The following is a 17,169-nucleotide window of genomic DNA, read 5'->3' on the forward strand; positions in this document are numbered from 1 at the left end:
GGCTTGATCTTTGCAGTCGGATCAGTGTTGGCTTGTTTGTGAACCCGTGGGAGGAAACTGGATGCTATCGCTTGTTCTTGAACGCCAACATGTGCTGTCGCTGCGCGATTTTCCAGAAATCGCAAAATCCGAAGAAACGCTTGGGCCGCGGGATGTGCGGATCAAACTGCACACCGTGGGGATTTGCGGGTCAGACGTGCATTATTTCACGCATGGACGTATCGGCCCTTTTGTTGTGAATGCCCCGATTGTTCTGGGGCACGAGGCGTCGGGCACGGTGACTGAATTGGGCTGTGACGTCAACCATTTGGCGGTGGGTGACCGCGTCTGTATGGAACCCGGCATTCCTGACCCAACCTCAAAGGCGGCCCGACTGGGGATGTACAATATCGACCCAGCCGTGCGATTTTGGGCGACGCCGCCCTATCACGGTATCTTGCGCCCGACCTGTGTCCACCCTGCGGATTTCACATTTAAACTGCCCGATAACGTCACCTTTGCCGAGGCGGCGATGGTCGAACCTTTGGCGGTTGGCGTGCATGCCGCAACCAAGGCCCGGATCAAACCGGGTGATCTGGCGGTGGTAATGGGTGCGGGGCCGATTGGACTGGTCACCGCGCTGTCAGCCTTGGCGGCCGGGTGCGCTCGAGTGTTTGTCAGCGACATGGCCCCGCAAAAGTTGGAAATCGCCGCCAGCCTGTCACCGGCGATCACACCGGTTGACGTGACCAAGCAGAACATGACCGACGTCGTGAAAGCCGCCACCGATGGCTGGGGCGCCGATGTAGTTTTCGAGGCGACAGGATCGCCCAAAGCCGCCGCGCAGGTGTTTGAACCGCTTGCCCCAGGGGGCTGCGTGGTGATGATTGGTGGTCAGGCCGAACCAATTTTATATGATGCAGGTGCCGCAATGGTGCGCGAAGCCCGCGTCGAAAATATCTTTCGCTATGCGCATGTGTTTCCGCGCTGCGTTGGCATGATCAGTTCAGGCGCGATTGATGTGAAACCGCTTATCACCCGCACATTTGCGTTCAAAGATAGCGTGCAGGCATTTGAAATCGCCGCATCTGCACCCGCGACAGATGTGAAAATGCAGATCGAACTGCCGCAATAAATACGCCACTGCCGCGATCTTTGCGGCAGCGCCACAATGCGTTTGACGTTTCCCGCCAAAGCCCTGTACTCTCCGCGACACCAGGGGCGCTGAAAAGCTGAGATGTACCCTTTGAACCTGAACCAGATAATGCTGGCGGAGGGAGGTCGTATGTTTCTGCTTGCGCGTGCGCTCTCTCTTTTTTCGCCCGAAAAAAGGAGACAAAATGCCCCTTGATGATGTGCTGATAGCCTTGCGGGACCAAAAACCGCTTGTTCACTGCATGACGAACTATGTCGCGATGAATATCGCGGCGAACGTGGTTTTGGCGGCGGGTGGGTCACCAGCCATGGTTCACGCGCCAGAAGAAATTCCAGCGTTCACACCGATATGTGGCGCGTTGACCATCAACATCGGCACCTTGTCGACGTCGTGGTTGTCGAGCATGCTGATGGCTGCCAACATCGCCAGCGACCGCAATATCCCGTGGGTTCTGGACCCGGTGGCCCACTTTATATCGGATTATCGCAAGCATGCGGCGCAGGATTTACTGGCGCTGCGTCCCACCATCGTGCGTGGGAACGCATCCGAGATATTGGCGCTGGCCGGCGAGGCCGGCGCGGGTAAAGGCGCTGACACAGGTGACAGTGTTGCCGCCGCCGAAGGTGCCGCACGGGCGCTGGCGCAGAATTTCGGGTGCGTTGTCGCGGTGACAGGTCCGATTGATTTTGTCACCGACGGTACCCAGGAATCGCATTTCGCCGGCGGCTCTGCACTGATGCCGCAGGTCACGGCATTAGGCTGTGCGCAGACCGCATTAATGGGGGCCTATGCTGCGGTCGGCCCGGCATTTGATGCGGCTTGTGCGACCCTTGCCCATTTCAAGGTGGCTGGCACCCGTGCCGGCGCAACGGCTGCGGGACCGGGGAGTTTTACCGTGCATTTTCTGGATGCGCTTGCGGCGACAATGCCGGCTGATCTGGCGCAGGTGAACGCATGATGCTGCGCCAAAGCTTGCGTTTGTATCTGGTGACAGATCGCCAGATGTGCGCGCAGATCGGCGTGGTGCCGACGGTGTGCCGTGCTGTTGCAGGCGGTGTCACCATGGTGCAATTGCGCGACAAAACCGCGACCACAGCAGAGCGTATCGACGTGGCCCGCGCGTTGCGGCAGGCGCTGGTCGGAACAGGTGTGCCAATTGTGATCAACGACGACATTGATGCGGCGATCGCAGCGGATGTCGACGGCGCGCACATCGGGCAGGGCGATATGTCACCCGCCCAGGCGCGTGCACTGCTCGGGCCGGTGAAAATCCTTGGGCTATCATGTGAAACACCAAAGGCAGTGCAGGCCGCCGACCCCCGTCTGGTGGATTACCTTGGTCTTGGACCGGTCTTTGCGACCGCGACTAAAACAGACCATGCGCAGCCTTTGGGGTTTGACGGATTGGCACAGCTGGTGGCAGTGGCGGCCTTGCCCACGGTCGCAATCGGCGGTCTTAAGGCGGCCCACGCCAATGATGTGCGTGCGGCGGGCGCGGATGGCATCGCCGTTGTGTCGGGGATTTGCGGCCAGCCTGACCCCGCGGCTGCGGCGCGCGCGTTCAACGTCCAAGAGGCAACGCTATGATCCCGAATGTTCTTAGCATTGCAGGATCGGACCCATCGGGCGGCGCTGGCAGTCAGGCGGATATCAAAGCGATTTCCGCCAATGGTGCCTATGCGATGGCCGTGATCACCGCGCTGACGGTGCAAAATACCCAAGGCGTTACGGGTATACATCTGATCCCGCCGGACTTTGTTGGCCGTCAGATAGAGTCTATTAAAGCCGATATTCGCGTGGATGCTGTCAAAGTGGGGATGATTGCCAATGCGCAGGTCGCCCGCACGGTTGCCAGCGCATTGCAAGGCATGACGGGCGTTCCCATCGTGTTGGATCCCGTGATGATTGCCAAGGGCGGTGCTGCCTTGCTGGACCCGGACGCCATTGCGGTGCTGCGGGATGTGTTGTTGCCGCTGTGTACCGTGTTGACGCCCAATCTGCCCGAGGCCGCGCATCTGCTGGGCGTTGCACCCGCTAACACGCGTGATCAGATGGCAGCGCAGGGCGTGGCGCTCTGCGCGTTAGGGGCGCAGGCGGTCCTGATGAAGGGTGGCCATCTGGACGCGGGCGACAGCCCCGATTGTTTGGTGACAGCCGCAGGGGTGACGTGGTTCGACGCCATCCGCACACAGACCGCAAATACCCACGGTACGGGCTGTACGTTGTCGTCGGCATTGGCGGCGCAGTTGGCCAAAAACCAGAGTCTAACACAGGCAGTTTCGGCCGCAAAAACTTATGTCTCGGGCGCCGTTTCATATGCGGACGCCTTATCAGTTGGAACCGGTCACGGACCAACCCACCATTTTTTCAATCTTTGAAAGTAGACCCCAATATGAAACCGATTATCGCTGCGAGCTTGCTGTCACTTTTTGCGCAACCCATGTGGGCGCAGGATCAAATGACCCTGTTGCTGGACTGGTTTGTGAACCCCGACCACGGACCGATTATTGTCGCGCAAGAAAACGGGTATTTCGCGGAACAGAACCTTGCTGTCGAAATTATTGCCCCCTCAGACCCGTCTGACCCACCCAAGATGGTGGCGGCAGGACGTGCAGATCTGGCGATTTCATATCAGCCGCAATTGCACATGCACATTCACGAGGGATTGCCGTTGCAACGTGTTGGAACATTGGTTGCGACGCCGCTGAATTGTCTGTTGGTTTTGGACGACGGGCCGATCACCACAATTGCTGATCTGAAGGGCCGCAAGGTTGGGTTTTCGGTGGGCGGGGTGGATGACGCCGTGCTGGGTACCATGTTGCGCAGCTATGATCTCTCGCTTGACGACGTTGAACTGGTGAATGTGAACTGGTCGCTGTCGCCGGCATTGATGACGGGGCAGGTGGATGCCGTGATTGGGGCGTTTCGCAATTTCGAACTGAACCAGATGTCGATCGAAGGCGTGCCGGGTCGTTGCTTTTACGTCGAAGAAGAAGGATTACCCCCTTACGATGAACTGATCTATGTCGCGCATAAAGACACGATGGACCGCGATATGATCCGGCGTTTTCTGGCCGCCACCGAAAAGGCCACACAGTTCATCGTCAATCATCCGGACGAGAGCTGGGAAATCTTTGCAGGCACCGCACCAGAGCTAAACGACGCGCTGAACAGTCAGGCGTGGGTTGATACAGTGCCGCGGTTTGCGCTGCGTCCCACCGCGATGGATGCTGGCCGCTATGCCAGCTTTGAATCTTTCTTGCATGATGCAGGCCTGATCCCTGCGATGAATCCGGTCAGCGACATTGCAATCGATGTGACGGCACAATGACCGCGTCACGTTACGGGACAACATTCGCGCTATGGCGTGCGGGTTGTCGCGGCCCTTGGCAGGCCTATACCCATCATGTCTTTGTGCAGGGTTTAGCTGACGGGACGCTGCCTGCCGCATCATTTCTGCATTACCTTGTCCAAGACTACGTCTTTTTGGTGCATTTCGCACGGGCGTGGTCGCTGGGTGTTGTCAAAGCTGAAACGCTGGATGAAATGAAGGTCTGTGCGCGCACCGTCGACGCATTGGTCAATCACGAAATGGGGCTGCACGTACAAACCTGCGCCGCAGCGGGTATCACCGAGGCCACCCTTTTCGCCGCGACCGAGGAATTCGAAAATCTTGCCTATACGCGCTATGTGATGGACGCCGGAATTCAGGGTGATTTTCTTGATTTGATGGCGGCGCTTGCGCCCTGCTGTTTCGGGTATGGCGAAATTGGTCAACGATTGGCGGGCTCGGCCTGCCTTGATACGCCCTATCGCAGTTGGATCGATATCTACGCCGACGAAGACTATCAAAGCGTCATGGAAACTGTGGGGCAGATGATAGATGCCGCTGTCATGCGCCGACTGGGGCCTGATCCGTCGCAAACAGCGCGTTGGCCGCAACTACAGGCGCGCTTTGCGACCGCTACGCGGCTTGAGGTCGGGTTCTGGGATATGGGGCTGCGCGGCGCGTGAGGCAGGCTCCGGACATCACGGTGCAGGGCGCCCATCATATCCAAGGTGTCCGTTTGTTCGGACCTGTTGATCTGCACATACCTGCCGGGAAATGGACCTGCGTCTTGGGGCGGTCTGGCGTCGGGAAATCAACCCTGCTTCGGCTGATCGCGGGTTTGTCGTGCGCGGGGCAGTTCGACGGGGTGATTACAGCGCATGATGGCGCCGGTCTGGCGGGTCGCGTCAGCTATATGGCGCAATCTGATTTGTTGCTACCGTGGCTCAGCGTGCTGGACAATACCGTCATCGGTGCGCGTCTGCGGGGGCAGGCGCCGGACCTGCCACGGGCCAAAGCCCTGCTGGCCCGTGTGGGGCTGGCAGAGCATCTGCGCAAAAAGCCTGGTGCGCTGTCGGGGGGGATGCGCCAACGCGCGGCGCTTGCCCGGACATTAATGGAGGATCGCCCGATTGCCTTGCTGGATGAACCGTTTTCCGCGCTTGATGCCAGTACGCGTGCCGACATGCAGGAACTGGCGGCAGCACAACTGGGGGGTAAAACCGTGTTGCTGGTCACCCATGATCCCGCAGAGGCCGTCCGTCTGGGTCACCAGATCGTCGTTTTATCGTCTGGTCATGCACAGTTCTGGCGCGTCCCCGAAACGCCGCCCGTGCGTGATCAATATGCCCCTGAGACCGCGCAGTGTCAGGCGGGTTTGCTGGCACACTTGCGAGCCATGACATGATGCGGTTCGGGTATGGGCTGGCTGCCTGCCTGCTGACACTGGTCCTGTGGCAGGGCGTGGTTTGGATCACAGCTGTCCCGCATTTCATAGTACCGTCACCAGTGCAGGTCGCAAAAGCTGCTTTTTCAAACCGGGCGTTGATTGGACACCATGCCGTTGTGACGGCAACCGAAGTTGTGATGGGCCTGATTGTCGGCAGCGTTTTGGGCGTTGTTACTGCGATCCTGTTGGCGCGCTCTGCGCGGCTGCATAGTTTGGTCATGCCGGTTCTGGTCGCGACCCAAGCAGTGCCTGTCTTTGCTCTTGCGCCGATTTTGACGCTGTGGTTGGGGTATGGCATCGCGTCAAAGGTCGCGATGGCCGTGTTGATCATCTATTTTCCGGTGACATCCGCGTTCTACGACGGGCTGACGCGGGTGCCTGCCGATATCATGGACATGGCGCGCGCGATGGGTGGAAGACCACGCGAAATTATGCGGCACATTCGCATCCCTCATGCGCTGCCGTCATTGGCGACAGGGCTAAAATTGGCGGCGGTCTATGCGCCGATTGGGGCAATTATTGGCGAGTGGGTCGGGGCGTCGCGCGGTCTGGGCTATCTGATGCTATTGGCCAACGGGCGCGCGAAAACGGATCTCATGTTTGCAAGCCTGATCACGCTGGCGATCATGACGGTGCTTTTGCATATGGCGATCGGACAACTGTCGCAATATTTGGCAAGTCAGACCGAAGTGCCGCCGCAGGAAAAGTTTAAGACGCGGTGATCCAAAAACAAGGTTCGGGTGTTTCACGCGGGACCGTGTTCGCTTTCATGCAATTCGCACACGGGTTCGCGAGACGCATATTGATTGGCATTCCATCGCACCCCGCGAAACGCCGGCGGCATGGCATTGCGATCACAATTGGCGCCCTTATTTACTGTTCTCGTGCATCCACACGTGGCCGTTCAATTGATTTCATCCCGGCCAAGAGGCTCAGCAGCTTTGCTTTGTTTATCGGCTTGGGAACAAGTGTGAGCGATAATGCCGCGCATCTTTTCTGAAGCTCATTGCTTCTGTCAGCCGTAATCATAGCCGCAGAAATCGGACCATATGTTGCGCGGATATCTTCGAAAAGAGAGATCCCGTTCACGCCAGTTTCAAGCTGGTAGTCCAGAAGTAAAGCATCAGGCACGAGGTCGATTTCCGATAGCAATGCTTTTGCATCTTGTGCGCTATGGGCCAAAATTACCTCTGCACCATGGTTTTCGATCAAAAGACTCATTGCATTGGCAATCTGTACGTCATTTTCCACGACCATGACGATCATGCCATTCAGGCTATCGGCCCGCACGGCCTTTAACTGCGGCAGACCCTGAAACGCCGACGATGTGAATGACGACGTCTTGGCTGTAACCGAAAAACAGCTGCCGCGTCCGATTTCCGACCAAAGGTTCAGGTCGTGCCCTAAACCCTTTGCCGCGCGTTCAACGATAGCAAGGCCAAGCCCGAGACTATCATCGCTCGCCGGACCGTCGAGCCTCTCGAATTCCTGAAAGATGGTTCGGCTGTCCTGTTCAGCAATCCCGGGGCCTGTATCCCAGACCTCGATGCGTACAGATGTTCCCTTGCGGCGTGCGCCAGCGATCACGCGCCCCTTCGGCGTATACTTGATAGCGTTGGTGATAAGATTCTGTAAAATACGGCGCAGATAGCTGGGATCACTCACGACATATAAGCTGCTGTCGATGATGGTCAGGTCCAGACCTTTTGCAAGCGCCATCGGCGTCAGCTCGTCGCGCAAGGGCCGCAAGATCGCGGACAAAGCGACCGGCTGCACATCAAATACCGCCTTGCCCGCATCTAGTTTCGAAATATCAAGAAGGGCTTCGATGATCTTTTGAACACCCAACAAGGCTGTTTCAGCCTTAACAACGACTTTTCGCAGGTCAGCGTCGTCGACCTGATCAGATATGGACGAAATAAATAACTTTGCCGCGGAAAGCGGCTGCAACAGGTCATGGCTTGCCGCTGCCACGAAACGTGATTTAGAGGCATTGGCCCTTTCCGCCTCGGCCAATGCCTCGCCGAGTTCTTCTGTTCGTTTGATAACACCCAGTTCAAGGCGCTCGTTCATGTCCGATAGCGCCTGTGCCGCCTCGCGTTCCGCAGTGACGTCGCTGAAGCTGATCACAAATCCACAGTCAGGCATCTCTTGGGCGAAAACATTCAGAATCTGCACTTTGTTGCGCAATATTTCAAAGATGACCGGCTTGCGGCGTGCGCGTTGATTGGTCCAGTTTTCAAATTTTTGCTCGTCAAAATCGCCATGAAAGGCGACTTCCTTGCGAAGTCCATGCAGGATGGCCGCGAACGAAAGACCTTGGGGGTCTTTTTTCGCCGGCATCTCAAGGATCTCGTCCATCTTTTTATTCCAGCCAACCAGCCGCTTGTTATTATCGAAAATGCAGACGCCCTGATTAAGGTGGTCCAATGTGGCTTGCAAAATCGTGGCCTGTTGGTTGAGCATTCTATCTCGTTGCTGGCGTTCCGAGCGCATCATCTCGGTGACGTCTGTCTGCAAAATCACGGTGCCACGGCGCGCTGTCCGATGTTCGCTGATTTGCAGCCAGCGGTTCCATCGCAGGCGGACGTTGAACACCACATGGTCAGTGCTGTGACGCGAAAGACGTTGGGCGGCCCAATCCTCGGGCGTTTCACCGTCGGGGATCGCCAGATGCTTGCTGCGAGACACCAGCGCCACGTAGTCGTTGAAATGCATCCCTTCGGTCAGATCGCCCGTGATATCGGCAATGTCGCGACAAAAACGGCTGTTGAACAGCGCGAGCTTGTCGTCGGCATCAAACAGCGCAAAACCTTCGTTGATCGTTTCGATCGCTTCGGTCATGTTTGATTGCGCGGCCTCTGTTTCGACGTTGGCGCGCTCTAGCTGGGCGTTTGACTCTTTGAGCAGCGCCAAAGTTTGTTCAAGTTCGTTGGTACGTTGTCGGACTTTTGTTTCTAGTAGTGCTGCCCGTTCGAACTGCTGATACGCAAGCCCGGATTGATCGTTTTTCTGTTCAACCCGGCGCATAAGAGAATGAGCGATCTGAAGCAATTTTTCGTTCTGTCGGTCAAGCGGATCGTTTGGGTCGATGATCGACATCAGGGTGCTTCCTCCTTTCGATAGAACGCAACGCCAGTCATCGTATGGTTCACATGCAGCGGCCCAATCTGTTCGCCATAGGTGGAAAACCCTGTGACGTGATAATCTGACAGCACGTCTGAAACTTCGCGGGTCATCTGGGTCTGTTCCGCCTCGATCCGGCGCAGGATGCAGTCGCAGCCGATTATATCGCTGAACGGGGTTTTTTCCGCCAGAGCGGCAAGTTGGGTGCGCAGATGGGCGGCCATATTCTGCGGTTCGGCGACCGTTAAAACCATGCCTTCGTCGATGGCGGAAAAGAACACCAGTTCGCCTTCGTCGTTGACCTGCTGGATGGCACGGACGTGGTGATCGTCACCAAGGCGCACCACCACCGGGTGCGACGCAAAGGTGAACCGGTCAAGCTGCTCTGGGTCTTTGCCGACGATGCGTGCATATTCCCGTGCGGCAGGCTCGGCGTTGATGGATCGCACAATCCGCCGTTCCGGGTCAGCGCTGGTTACGACCATTTTGGTGCTGGTTGGCACAAGGTGGTCAAGACTGAACACCTGTGTCGTATGATGGCTGCGGATCAGGTTCAGCACCGCCCCGTTCAGCAGAATTCGGCCATTCAGCGCGACATACGTGTTACGAAAATTGGTGCCGTCACCTGCAGAGGCGCCAAAAAGCGGCATGTCGCGCAGCGCGGGGGAAATCGTGGCAGTCAGCGTGTCCTCGCGCAGGGAAAGCCCGTCGATGATCAGAAAGGCAAAGCCTGACTCCATGCTGGGACTGCGTTTTTCCAGCACGACGCGCTGCTGTGCGATCCGATCCATTTCGGCCTTCGTGTCGAACGTGTCGAGAGAGCCGATCGCCAGCGAGGTTGATGCGAAATCGGCCTTGGGGAAGCCAACCGCAACCAACAGGCCCTCGTCATAGCCGTCATGCCCGATTTCGCCCGCAGTTGTGCAGGCGACCACATCTGTGTCCGGATAAAGCAGTTCCGCCTCGGCGACGACAGCTTCAAAATCGCTTTCAGGCGATACGAAAAGCGCAAGCAGAGACATGGGGACATCGCCTAGTTGCTGCTGCAGCGTCTTAACCGGCGAAATGGTTGTATGGCGCACCTGAGCCCTGCACAGCAGGCTTTGGTGCGACGCGGCTACCGTCATCATCGAAAATGTTCCTCCCAGAACTGAAGGATATGATGATCAATTTGAGCTTGGCAAGGTCGTAAAGGTGCGCGCCTCCTGCGCGACCAGAACTGCCTGCGTGCGCCGCTGTACACCAAGCTTGCGCATGATGGCGGTCACATGGGCCTTAACGGTCCCTTCGGCTATGGAAAGATCATATGCGATCTGTTTGTTCAGCTTCCCCTCGCAGATCAGCTCCAGAATACGGCCCTGCTGGTAGGTAAGCGACGACAGCCGCGACAGAATTTCGTTGTGTTGGTTGCCACCTGCGGATTCGATGACCCCTGCAGGTCTGTAGACCCGGCTGCGGGCAACTTCGGCCAAGGCTTCCTTGAACACTGCGCGGCCGGAATGTTTGGGCACAAAGCCCGATGCCCCAGCCGCAATCGCGCCGTTCACGATCGCATCCTCTGTCATGGACGACACAATCAGCACAGGGCATTTGTCCACGCAGCGCTTGATCCGGATGAGCCCGTCCAGCCCGCTTACATCGGGAAGATTCAGGTCGAGCAGGATCAGCGATGGCGCACTGCGCGTTTCACGCAGAATGCGCAACCCGGCCTCTACCGAATCTGCGGTAATAACTTCGCTGAATTCATTCATGGCCCGCAAAGTCAGTTCCAGCGCGTCTGCAAAAAGCGGATGGTCGTCGATAACCAACGCCCAGCCGCGCGGCTGTGTGTGTACGGGTGAATTGAAATTTGATGCTATCATTCCTCCATCATAAAGACCTGCCGACGTGCTGCCAATTCGCCAAAGGTCTTAGACGGACAATAAAACGCACCCCCGTTAGGGGATGCGCTCTTCGGTCAGGGAGAAAGAAATTAGTTGGAGGCCAATTGCTTTGGCAGGCGGAATGTCCAAAGCGTGCCGCCCTGATTAAGGTAGTTCACCGCACTTGCGACTTCACCACCCCAAAGCGGCACAGCCCCGCCCCAGCCAGAGATTACGGTGACATACTGTTCACCGTCTTGTTCCCATGTGATCGGCTGGCCGACGATGCCAGACCCGGTCTGGAAGCTCCACAGGATTTCCCCGGTCGTGTCATCGAACGCGATGAAGTCGCCTTCTGGGGTGCCGGTGAACACCAGACCGCCAGCGGTTGTCATCACGCCACCCCAAAGCGGTGCAGGGTTCTGGAATTCCCAGACGATTTCACCGGTATCGGGGTCGATCGCCTTGAGACTGCCGATGTGATCGGCGTAGTTCGGTTTGATGGTAAATCCTGAACCCAGATAGGCCGCACCCTGTTTGTAGGTAATCGGTTCGTTCCAGATATCCATGCCCCATTCGTTTGATGGCACGTAGAACAGGCCGGTGGTTGGCGAATGCGCCATTGGCATCCAGTTCTTGCCACCCAGGAAGGATGGCGATGCAAACACGACTTCGCTCCGGTCGCCATCTGCGGCGGCGGCGGGATCGCCCGGACGGTTCGCCTCGTTAAAGATCGGACGCCCGTTTTCGTCGATCCCCTCGGCCCAAGTGATATCCTTGACGAATGGCGCGGCAGATATGAATGCGCCATCTTCGCGGTTCAGAACGTAGAAATACCCGTTTCGGTCAGCGGTCGCGAAACGATCGTTCCCGGCGCGGTCGGTATAAGAGACCACTTCGTTTACACCATCATAGTCCCAGCCTTCGCGCGGGGTGGTCTGGAAGTGCCACTTGATTTCGCCAGTCGCCGGATCGATCCCCAGACGCGACGCAGCATAAAGGTTGTCACCGACATTGCCTTCGACAGGTGTACCCGCGTTGCGCAGGTGGCTGTTCCATGGCGCAGGGTTGCCTGTACCAAAGATCAAGGTGTCGGTGTCGGCATCATAAGAACCGCCCATCCAAGTCGCCCCGCCACCCGTCTTCCACATGTCGCCCGGCCATGTGGCGTTCAGTGTTCCGGTCATCGTGCTTGGCTCACCGTTCAGCGTGCCGACGTGACCTTCAATGACGGGACGTGTCCAGACCAAGTCACCCGTTTCAGCGTCGCGGGCCTGCACTTCGCCGACAATCCCGAACTCGCCACCGGAATTGCCGGTGATCACAAGACCGTTCACAATCAAAGGCGCGGCAGTGTAGCTGTAGCCCGCCTTATAATCGGCGATCTTCTTGTTCCAGACCACGTCGCCGGTCTTGGCGTTCAGCGCGACGATACGTGCATCGAGCGTCCCGAAATAGACATTGTCACCATAGATTGCGGCGCCACGGTTAACGACGTCACAGCAAGGCAGGATTCCTTCTGGCAGACGTGCATCATATTGCCAGATTTCACGGCCGGTTTTGATGTCGATGGCGTAAAGCCGGCTGTAGGATCCGGTGATATACATCACACCGTCATGAACGATCGGCTGGGTTTCCTGACCGCGCTGCTTTTCGCCTCCCAAGGAAAACGCCCAAGCTGGAACCAGATTTTCAACGTTGTCGCGGTTAAGGGTTGTTAGCGGGGAATGCCGCTGCAAATGCCGCCCCATTCCGTTGGTCAAGACATCGCCCGTGGACTCGGTGTCGTTCAACAGCATTTCTTCGGTGACCTGCGCATGCGCAAGTGTCGCGGCGGTCATCGCGGCGACTACGGTTAACATGAACCTTTTCATTTTTCGGCTCCTCCCTATGTCATTCAAAACTGAATGCAGCCCACACACATTGATGGACCGACCCGGTCGCAGTATTCGCGAAAACCGCGCTCTAGGGCTATTGAACCTTGGTCATATGACCCTAGGCAGCTTGACTGCCGCGTTGTTTTGATATCGCCAAACCCGCACACCCCCCCCTTTGGTCGTATTTCGCGGATTGCCAATGCTGGTAATCTGTCGCCAACAGGGGAGGCAACTATGACATTCATGAAATCGCTTGGCGGAGCGGCGCTGGCCATCTGCATGGCAACCGCCGCGTTAGCCGAAAATCCGGTTTTGCGGATCGCCGTATTGCAGTTTGGCACGGTCAATTGGGAATTGAATACGATCAAGCATCACGGGCTGGACGCCGCAAACGGTTTCACCCTAGAGGTGCAGGGGGTCGCTGGCGGATCAGCCGCGCAGGTCGCGTTTCAAGGTGGCGAGGCGGATGTGATCGTATCGGATTGGCTGTGGGTTGCGCGACAGCGGGCCGCGGGAAATGATTTTGTCTTTATCCCTTATTCCAAAGCGGTGGGTGGCGTGATGGTCCCTGCAGACAGCCCTTCGCGCGACCTGTCCGATCTGGCGGGTCAAAAGATTGGCATCGCGGGTGGGCCGCTTGACAAAAGCTGGCTGATTCTGCGCGCCTATGCGGAGAAAAATTACGGCATGGACCTCGTTGCCGAGACAGAGCAGGTATTTGGTGCGCCGCCTCTGATTTTTGGCGCTGCCATGTCAGGTGAAATCGACGCCGGGATTAATTTCTGGCACTTTATGGCCATGATGGAAGCAGACGGGATGCGCACATTGATCGATGTGGCCACAGCCTCTGCCGATCTGGGTCTGGATCCCGAAACGCCGCTGCTGGGCTATGTCGTCAAGGGCGAATTGCTGCGCGACAACCCCGATCTGGTCAACGGTCTGGCCGCCGCATCACGTGGTGCCAAGGAAATTCTGGCCAGCGATGATGCCGAATGGGACCGGTTGCGCCCTGACATGAATGCCAAGACCGACGCGCAATTCAGCGCCCTTGTCGCGGGTTTTCGCGCCGGTATCCCCGCGCCGGGACCGATCGACGAAGGCGCAGCAGGCCGGATGCTGGCGCTGATGTACCAACTTGGCGGCGCCGAATTGCTGGGAAGCGCAAGCGCCTTGCCCGAGGGTACGTTCATGCAGGACGGAACCTAAACGTATGTTGGCAGACATCGCTACGCCAGGATCAAGGACGGGCGAGCCCGTCCTTGATTTGCGACTGGATGATCTGTCCTATAACGGTCAAACCATCCTGAAAGACATCGCGCTGACCGTCACGCGGGGGCAGACGCTGGCGCTGGTCGGACCATCGGGGATTGGCAAATCATCACTGCTGCGGATTTTTGCAGGGTTGGAGCGCCGGTTTACCGGCAACTGCAGCGTGACGGGCAAAACGGCGATGGTATTTCAGGAACCCACGCTGTTGCCCTGGCGGAACTTGCGCGACAACATCACCATCGCGTCTGGCGCATCACCGGCCGAAGCTGACGCGGTCCTTGCCGATGTCGGACTTGCCCACCGCGCTGAAGAATACCCCAACCGACTGTCACTGGGCCAGCAAAGGCGACTGTCACTGGCGCGCGCCTTGGCCGTCAAGCCAGCGATTTTGTTGCTGGACGAACCCTTTGTATCGCTGGATCCGGCGCTGGTCGAGGAAATGATGACATTGTTCACCACCTTGCGTGCGACCCATCAGGTCACGACGGTGCTTGTCACCCATGTTGAGGAGGAGGCCCGCAGGCTGGCCGACCGGGTTGTGACGCTGGCAGGCAGCCCTGCGCGAATCTCCAGTGATGTCGCGGGCGCAATTTAGAACAGCGGCGCGTATTTCCAGTTGTCGGCGTCTGGCGTGACTTCGTCCAGATCGTAATCGCCAGCCGCCAGCCGCTGCGCGATCGGCAGACCCGCGTCTGCGGCTTCGGCCACCAACTGCCGCCCTAGATCTTCGTTTTGCGCCACACCGTGGCCGCGCATCAGATTGATCCCATAGTTGAATTTTCCAACCGGATCACCCAGTTCGGCAGCACGTTGGTCCCAGTGCGCTGCGGCGTCCGGATCGTATGGCGCGCCTAACCCGTTGTTGTCGAGCTGGCTCATCCACGTCATGGCACCGGTGTAGCCATCAGCGGCGCAGGCCTCGAATATCGCGCGGGCGGCTTTATGATCGCCCGACTTTGTCAGCATATAGCCACTGGCGCAGACTGTCATGCTCGTCTCGCCTTGTTCGGCGCGCGCAATGACTGATTGCCATGACAATTCGTCCGGGTTGAGCGTGCCGAATTCGGCAGCTTCTTCGGCATGGACTGGTGTTGCGATCAGGGCAATCAGAAGGGATATATGTTTCATAATTATCATACTACCACGGATCGCCCAACAAATCAGCCGCGCTATGGTCGTAGAAAAGGTCAGCCCCTGCGCCGTATTCCTGTCCCTTCGGGGCTGTAACCCCAAAGAGCGGCAGTCGTGAACACCGCCGCCGCCAACAGGGTCCAGCCCAATGCGGGCCCGTTGAAGTTGAGGTAAAGCGCGAACCGGACCAATTCGACTGCATGGGTAAACGGGTTCACAGCACAGATTTTATACAGCAACGCCGACGATTCCGCCATTTTCCATAATGGATAAAGCGCCGAGGACAAGAAGAACATGGGAAAGATGACAAAGTTCATCACGCCCGCGAAATTCTCTAACTGTTTGATGAAGCTTGACAAAAGCAGCCCCAGCGCACCCAGCATCACGCCGGCTACGATCAGGGCAGGCAGCACGGCCACGTAGCCAAGCATAGGCATGGTTATACCGAAGGCGGCAGCGATCGCCAGAAACGCATATACCTGCAAGACCGAAATCGTGGTCGCACCCAGCAATTTACAAAGCAGCAGCCACCAACGCGGCAGCGGGCTGGTCAGGAGCAGCTTCATCGACCCCATTTCGCGGTCATAGATCAGCGAAAGCGACGATTGCATCCCGTTGAACAGCAAAATCATGCCGCACAGGCCGGGAATGATGTAGGTTTCATAGGTGATATAGGTTTGGTAGGGCGGGATGATCGACAGACCCAGCGCCGCACGAAATCCGGCCGCAAAGACCAAAAGCCACACCAGCGGGCGCACCAGCGCGGCAACAAACCGTTCACGCTGATGGACAAAGCGCAGTGCCTCGCGCGCCACAATGGCGGTCATGGAGGTCAAATAGGCGTTCATGCCTTGTCCGCCGTCAGGTCCAAAAACGCCTGTTGCAACGGCTGGCCCGCGCTGATGTCGCCTGCAAGTCCGTCGGCCAAAATCCGGGCGCGGTGCAGCAGGACCAGCCTGTCGTCCAGCCTGACCTCATCCGCCAGATGGGTGGCCCACAGGACTGTCGTCCCAGCATCTGCCAGCCTGTGCGCATGATCGGTGATGGCCACACGCGCCGCCGCGTCCAGCCCCGCTGTGGGTTCGTCCAGCAGCAGAACAGCCGGATCGTGCAGCAGCGCGCGGGCAATTTCCGTGCGCCGCCGGTGTCCGCCATTCAGCGACCGGACCTTGTCATCTGCCCGGTCCGCAATATCGAGCCGGTCCAGCACGATGTCGATGCGGCGCGCCCGGTCGCGCCCTGACAACCCGTGCAATGCCGCGAAATAGCGCAGGTTTTGACGCACCGTCAGATCAAGGTCCAGTGTCGTTTGCTGAAACACAATCCCCAGACACGCAAGCGCCGCGCGCGGGTTCCGACCAAGGTCATGGGTAGCGATTTCGATCGTGCCCTGCGGGGCGACAAACAGTCGGGTCAGCAGATTGAACAAGGTTGATTTGCCCGCCCCGTTCGGGCCAAGCAAGGCGCAGAATTTACCCTGTTCAACGAAAAAACTGACATCATCCAGCGCAACTTTCGTGCCATATGAATACGACAGACCTGCGACACGGATCCCGTTCATTGGATCGTGATCTCGATGCGCTGCGTCTCGCCGGTGGTACCGGGGAGCTTCATAAAGTAGCGGCCGGGTTTGATCGCGACAAAGCCGATCTCCATCTCGCCCGCTTGGTCGAATTCGATGCTATCAAGGCCGAGAGGGCGGATTTCAAGCCCGGCGACCACAATCTCGTCTATCCAGATCGCGCGAAAGAATTCAGGGCCAACAAGCCCCAGTTCCTGACTGCCGTCACCCTGAATTTCAAATTCATAGTACATGCCTGATTGCAGCACCCAAGGTTCGGTTGCGATTGGCGCACCCGCTGACAGGGTAATCGGTGGCAGGTCGACCTTGTTGCTTGCTGACAGGACGCCGGCCATGCCCAATTCATGCGCGAAAGCGGGACCGGTCACGGCAAGAAAAGCGAGGATCATCGCAAGGTGTTTCATCCTGT

At 57.8% G+C, this 17,169-nt stretch carries 18 protein-coding genes and 1 riboswitch; of the genes, 10 read left to right on the top strand and 8 right to left on the bottom strand.

The genetic code is table 11. The features are described from left to right. Positions 1 to 61 precede the first annotated feature (61 nt). The 8 genes from ACXJGX_RS12255 to ACXJGX_RS12290 all read left to right on the top strand — a co-directional run bounded on the left by ACXJGX_RS12255 (position 62) and on the right by ACXJGX_RS12290 (position 6,635). On the top strand, positions 62 to 1,114 hold the full coding sequence (locus ACXJGX_RS12255; protein ID WP_474782054.1) for an NAD(P)-dependent alcohol dehydrogenase: 1,053 nt from the start codon (positions 62 to 64) through the stop codon (positions 1,112 to 1,114). Positions 1,115 to 1,186: 72 nt separating this feature from the next. Next, positions 1,187 to 1,275: riboswitch (TPP riboswitch) on the top strand. 44 nt (positions 1,276 to 1,319) lie between these two features. Next, positions 1,320 to 2,093: a hydroxyethylthiazole kinase gene (gene thiM / locus ACXJGX_RS12260; RefSeq protein WP_474782056.1), complete on the top strand. Its 774-nt coding sequence runs from the start codon at positions 1,320 to 1,322 to the stop codon at positions 2,091 to 2,093. Next, positions 2,090 to 2,722, top strand: a complete 633-nt coding sequence (gene thiE, locus ACXJGX_RS12265) for a thiamine phosphate synthase (RefSeq protein ID WP_474782058.1) — start codon at positions 2,090 to 2,092, stop codon at positions 2,720 to 2,722. The genes thiM and thiE overlap by 4 nt, the downstream gene beginning before the upstream one ends. Beyond that, positions 2,719 to 3,513 carry a bifunctional hydroxymethylpyrimidine kinase/phosphomethylpyrimidine kinase gene (gene thiD / locus ACXJGX_RS12270; protein WP_474782060.1) on the top strand — a complete coding sequence of 265 codons (795 nt, stop codon included), beginning with the start codon at positions 2,719 to 2,721 and terminating at the stop codon, positions 3,511 to 3,513. Before thiE ends, thiD begins: the two co-directional genes overlap by 4 nt. 14 nt (positions 3,514 to 3,527) lie before the next feature. Continuing rightward, positions 3,528 to 4,466: an ABC transporter substrate-binding protein gene (locus ACXJGX_RS12275; protein WP_474782062.1), complete on the top strand. Its 939-nt coding sequence runs from the start codon at positions 3,528 to 3,530 to the stop codon at positions 4,464 to 4,466. Next, the gene (gene tenA / locus ACXJGX_RS12280) at positions 4,463 to 5,149 is read left to right on the top strand and encodes a thiaminase II (RefSeq protein WP_474782064.1); all 687 of its coding nucleotides are present in this window, start codon (positions 4,463 to 4,465) and stop codon (positions 5,147 to 5,149) included. Before ACXJGX_RS12275 ends, tenA begins: the two co-directional genes overlap by 4 nt. Beyond that, a complete protein-coding gene (locus ACXJGX_RS12285; protein ID WP_474782066.1) occupies positions 5,146 to 5,871 on the top strand; it encodes an ABC transporter ATP-binding protein in 726 nt (241 codons plus the stop codon). The genes tenA and ACXJGX_RS12285 overlap by 4 nt, the downstream gene beginning before the upstream one ends. Beyond that, a complete protein-coding gene (locus ACXJGX_RS12290) occupies positions 5,868 to 6,635 on the top strand; it encodes an ABC transporter permease (RefSeq protein ID WP_474782068.1) in 768 nt (255 codons plus the stop codon). The genes ACXJGX_RS12285 and ACXJGX_RS12290 overlap by 4 nt, the downstream gene beginning before the upstream one ends. 151 nt (positions 6,636 to 6,786) lie before the next feature. Here the strand turns inward: ACXJGX_RS12290 and ACXJGX_RS12295 are convergent, their stop codons facing one another. From ACXJGX_RS12295 to ACXJGX_RS12310, 4 genes are all read right to left on the bottom strand, one after another. After that, on the bottom strand, positions 6,787 to 9,015 hold the full coding sequence (locus tag ACXJGX_RS12295; protein ID WP_474782070.1) for a hybrid sensor histidine kinase/response regulator: 2,229 nt from the start codon (positions 9,013 to 9,015) through the stop codon (positions 6,787 to 6,789). Next, positions 9,015 to 10,061 carry an FIST N-terminal domain-containing protein gene (locus ACXJGX_RS12300; RefSeq protein WP_474782072.1) on the bottom strand — a complete coding sequence of 349 codons (1,047 nt, stop codon included), beginning with the start codon at positions 10,059 to 10,061 and terminating at the stop codon, positions 9,015 to 9,017. Before ACXJGX_RS12300 ends, ACXJGX_RS12295 begins: the two co-directional genes overlap by 1 nt. 144 nt (positions 10,062 to 10,205) lie before the next feature. Continuing rightward, positions 10,206 to 10,901 (bottom strand): response regulator, encoded by a 696-nt coding sequence (locus ACXJGX_RS12305; RefSeq protein ID WP_474782074.1) that lies wholly within the window; start codon positions 10,899 to 10,901, stop codon positions 10,206 to 10,208. A gap of 110 nt (positions 10,902 to 11,011) precedes the next feature. Further along, positions 11,012 to 12,775: a PQQ-dependent methanol/ethanol family dehydrogenase gene (locus ACXJGX_RS12310; RefSeq protein ID WP_474782076.1), complete on the bottom strand. Its 1,764-nt coding sequence runs from the start codon at positions 12,773 to 12,775 to the stop codon at positions 11,012 to 11,014. 237 nt (positions 12,776 to 13,012) lie between these two features. Here ACXJGX_RS12310 and ACXJGX_RS12315 point away from each other — a divergent pair, with 237 nt between their 5' ends. Together ACXJGX_RS12315 and ACXJGX_RS12320 are read left to right on the top strand one after the other, a co-directional pair. Continuing rightward, the gene (locus ACXJGX_RS12315; protein ID WP_474782078.1) at positions 13,013 to 13,984 is read left to right on the top strand and encodes an ABC transporter substrate-binding protein; all 972 of its coding nucleotides are present in this window, start codon (positions 13,013 to 13,015) and stop codon (positions 13,982 to 13,984) included. 4 nt (positions 13,985 to 13,988) lie between these two features. After that, positions 13,989 to 14,642, top strand: a complete 654-nt coding sequence (locus ACXJGX_RS12320) for an ABC transporter ATP-binding protein (RefSeq protein ID WP_474782080.1) — start codon at positions 13,989 to 13,991, stop codon at positions 14,640 to 14,642. Here ACXJGX_RS12320 and ACXJGX_RS12325 read toward each other — a convergent pair. From ACXJGX_RS12325 to ACXJGX_RS12340, 4 genes are read right to left on the bottom strand one after another with little or no spacing between them, the layout of a single operon-like run. Further along, a complete protein-coding gene (locus ACXJGX_RS12325; RefSeq protein WP_474782082.1) occupies positions 14,639 to 15,175 on the bottom strand; it encodes a tetratricopeptide repeat protein in 537 nt (178 codons plus the stop codon). The two genes, ACXJGX_RS12320 and ACXJGX_RS12325, sit on opposite strands and share 4 nt — an antisense overlap. Before the next feature lie 59 nt (positions 15,176 to 15,234). Beyond that, complete coding sequence (locus ACXJGX_RS12330; protein ID WP_474782084.1) at positions 15,235 to 16,026, bottom strand: ABC transporter permease; 792 nt, start codon at positions 16,024 to 16,026, stop codon at positions 15,235 to 15,237. Further along, positions 16,023 to 16,739 carry an ABC transporter ATP-binding protein gene (locus ACXJGX_RS12335; protein WP_474782086.1) on the bottom strand — a complete coding sequence of 239 codons (717 nt, stop codon included), beginning with the start codon at positions 16,737 to 16,739 and terminating at the stop codon, positions 16,023 to 16,025. The genes ACXJGX_RS12330 and ACXJGX_RS12335 overlap by 4 nt, the downstream gene beginning before the upstream one ends. Beyond that, positions 16,736 to 17,164, bottom strand: a complete 429-nt coding sequence (locus ACXJGX_RS12340) for a hypothetical protein (RefSeq protein ID WP_474782088.1) — start codon at positions 17,162 to 17,164, stop codon at positions 16,736 to 16,738. The genes ACXJGX_RS12335 and ACXJGX_RS12340 overlap by 4 nt, the downstream gene beginning before the upstream one ends. Between the last annotated feature and the right edge of the window lie 5 nt (positions 17,165 to 17,169).

The organism is Yoonia sp. SWMV100 (assembly GCF_056108365.1).

Excerpts from the sequence above, each read along its gene's own strand:
- ACXJGX_RS12330 (WP_474782084.1), bottom strand. The coding sequence starts at position 16,026 with ATGAACGCCTATTTGACCTCCATGACCGCCATTGTGGCGCGCGAGGCA.
- ACXJGX_RS12275 (WP_474782062.1), top strand. The coding sequence starts at position 3,528 with ATGAAACCGATTATCGCTGCGAGCTTGCTGTCACTTTTTGCGCAACCC.
- thiE (WP_474782058.1), top strand. The coding sequence starts at position 2,090 with ATGATGCTGCGCCAAAGCTTGCGTTTGTATCTGGTGACAGATCGCCAG.
- ACXJGX_RS12310 (WP_474782076.1), bottom strand. The coding sequence starts at position 12,775 with ATGAAAAGGTTCATGTTAACCGTAGTCGCCGCGATGACCGCCGCGACA.
- ACXJGX_RS12255 (WP_474782054.1), top strand. The coding sequence starts at position 62 with ATGCTATCGCTTGTTCTTGAACGCCAACATGTGCTGTCGCTGCGCGAT.
- tenA (WP_474782064.1), top strand. The coding sequence starts at position 4,463 with ATGACCGCGTCACGTTACGGGACAACATTCGCGCTATGGCGTGCGGGT.
- ACXJGX_RS12290 (WP_474782068.1), top strand. The coding sequence starts at position 5,868 with ATGATGCGGTTCGGGTATGGGCTGGCTGCCTGCCTGCTGACACTGGTC.
- ACXJGX_RS12295 (WP_474782070.1), bottom strand. The coding sequence starts at position 9,015 with ATGTCGATCATCGACCCAAACGATCCGCTTGACCGACAGAACGAAAAA.
- thiM (WP_474782056.1), top strand. The coding sequence starts at position 1,320 with ATGCCCCTTGATGATGTGCTGATAGCCTTGCGGGACCAAAAACCGCTT.
- ACXJGX_RS12300 (WP_474782072.1), bottom strand. The coding sequence starts at position 10,061 with ATGTCTCTGCTTGCGCTTTTCGTATCGCCTGAAAGCGATTTTGAAGCT.
- ACXJGX_RS12305 (WP_474782074.1), bottom strand. The coding sequence starts at position 10,901 with ATGATAGCATCAAATTTCAATTCACCCGTACACACACAGCCGCGCGGC.
- ACXJGX_RS12335 (WP_474782086.1), bottom strand. The coding sequence starts at position 16,739 with ATGAACGGGATCCGTGTCGCAGGTCTGTCGTATTCATATGGCACGAAA.
- ACXJGX_RS12315 (WP_474782078.1), top strand. The coding sequence starts at position 13,013 with ATGACATTCATGAAATCGCTTGGCGGAGCGGCGCTGGCCATCTGCATG.
- ACXJGX_RS12340 (WP_474782088.1), bottom strand. The coding sequence starts at position 17,164 with ATGAAACACCTTGCGATGATCCTCGCTTTTCTTGCCGTGACCGGTCCC.
- ACXJGX_RS12320 (WP_474782080.1), top strand. The coding sequence starts at position 13,989 with ATGTTGGCAGACATCGCTACGCCAGGATCAAGGACGGGCGAGCCCGTC.
- thiD (WP_474782060.1), top strand. The coding sequence starts at position 2,719 with ATGATCCCGAATGTTCTTAGCATTGCAGGATCGGACCCATCGGGCGGC.
- ACXJGX_RS12325 (WP_474782082.1), bottom strand. The coding sequence starts at position 15,175 with ATGAAACATATATCCCTTCTGATTGCCCTGATCGCAACACCAGTCCAT.